This window comes from Parablautia muri (assembly GCF_009917485.1).
Lineage (GTDB): Bacteria > Bacillota > Clostridia > Lachnospirales > Lachnospiraceae > Suilimivivens > Suilimivivens muri.
Window position 1 is genome coordinate 1 of record NZ_QZDT01000180.1, and the last position, 945, is coordinate 945.

Below are 945 nucleotides of genomic sequence, written 5' to 3' on the forward strand. Positions count from 1 at the left end.
GACCAGACGAATAGACGTAGAGGAAAACGCCGAGAAAAACAGGGAAAATGCCCGATTATCTGTCAAAACTCCGACAAAAAATGTAGAAAAAGTGGCCTACTCTGGCACACACCACAAAAAAACCGAATATCGAAACCACAAGCCGCGCAGTAACTGACGAACAATCAGCTACTGTGCGGCTTTTTTGTTTATAGATAACTCTGCCCTGGTGACGTAGATCGCCGGGGCTTTTTTCATTTAGACAGGAGGCTTTGAAAATGCCGGAAACTTTGAATCTGAATTACTACTACGGGAATGAAGCCGACCAGTACAGCTTCTACCGCATCCCGAAAATCCTTTTGACCGACCGCCGCTACAAGGGCGTATCGCTGGAAGCAAAGGTGCTGTACGGCCTTTTGCTTGACCGCATGGGGCTGTCTGCCCGCAATGGCTGGCTGGACGATAACGGGCGCGTGTTCCTCTACTTCACCCAGGAGGAAGTCATGACCATGCTGGACTGCGGCAAGGACAAGGCAACGAAGCTGTTCCGCGAATTGGAGGGCATCGGCCTTGTGGAACGGAAAAAGCAGGGCCAGGGACACCCCGCCCGGATTTACGTTAAGAACTTCATTCTGGAACCGGAACCCGCCGCACCGGTTCAGACTGCGGAAAACCAGCCGTCAAGACCGCTTGACAGTGCCGCAGTCAAGACTGCTGAAAAACCGCAGTCTGCACGACGGAAAACCAGCGGTCAAGAGTGCGGAATTTCCGCCCCTAATAATACTGATATAAATAAAACTGAAAAAAGCGATACTGATCTATCCATCACACCCCCTGCCCCCTCAGCGGTTTCTTCTCCTGCTGGTAAACGCACTCCGCGCAGGATGGGATTGGATGAGATGGAAAGCTACCGCGAACTGATTTTAGAAAATATTGACTATGACATTCTTCTGGAACGGAACCCCT

At 50.9% G+C, this 945-nt stretch carries 1 protein-coding gene; it reads left to right on the plus strand.

Translation table 11 applies throughout. The features are described 5' to 3' along the window. Positions 1 to 257: 257 nt before the first annotated feature. Positions 258 to 945: replication initiator protein A (locus D5281_RS25070; protein WP_160562555.1), on the plus strand; the 688-nt coding region annotated here is incomplete at its 3' end.